Origin of the sequence: Mesorhizobium sp. M8A.F.Ca.ET.181.01.1.1 (assembly GCF_004792025.1) — a bacterium.
In the GTDB taxonomy this organism is placed as follows: domain Bacteria; phylum Pseudomonadota; class Alphaproteobacteria; order Rhizobiales; family Rhizobiaceae; genus Mesorhizobium.
In genome coordinates this window covers 1-325 of the sequence record NZ_SRTV01000167.1, presented here as the reverse complement: position 1 = coordinate 325, position 325 = coordinate 1, and the positions used below count along the sequence as shown (strand labels likewise).

At 60.6% G+C, this 325-nt stretch carries 1 protein-coding gene; it reads left to right on the top strand.

Features of this window, described 5'->3' with window-relative positions:
• Window positions 1-325, top strand: a 325-nt coding sequence (locus EN824_RS34070) for a DUF1849 family protein (RefSeq protein WP_135933205.1), incomplete at both ends; no start/stop codon positions are given.

Here is a 325-nt window from a genome sequence, read left to right as displayed (position 1 = left end):
TTTGCCGTTCCGGCGCTGCAGGCGCATCGCGCGGTCTACGACCTGACCCTCAACAAGGCATCCGACCGCTCCGGCATAACCGGTATTTCGGGCCGCATGGTGTACGAGTTCAATGGCTCGCCTTGCGAGGGCTACACGGTGAAATTCCGCTTCGTCACCCAGATCGTCACCAACGACAACACGCGCCTGACCGATCAGCAGACGACCACTTTCGAGGATGCCGAAGGCAAGACGTTCTCCTTCGTCACCAAGTCCTTCGTCGACCAGAACCTCGACAAGGAGGTCAAGGGCATGGCGACCAGGGAGGCCAAGGGCCTCAAGGTCG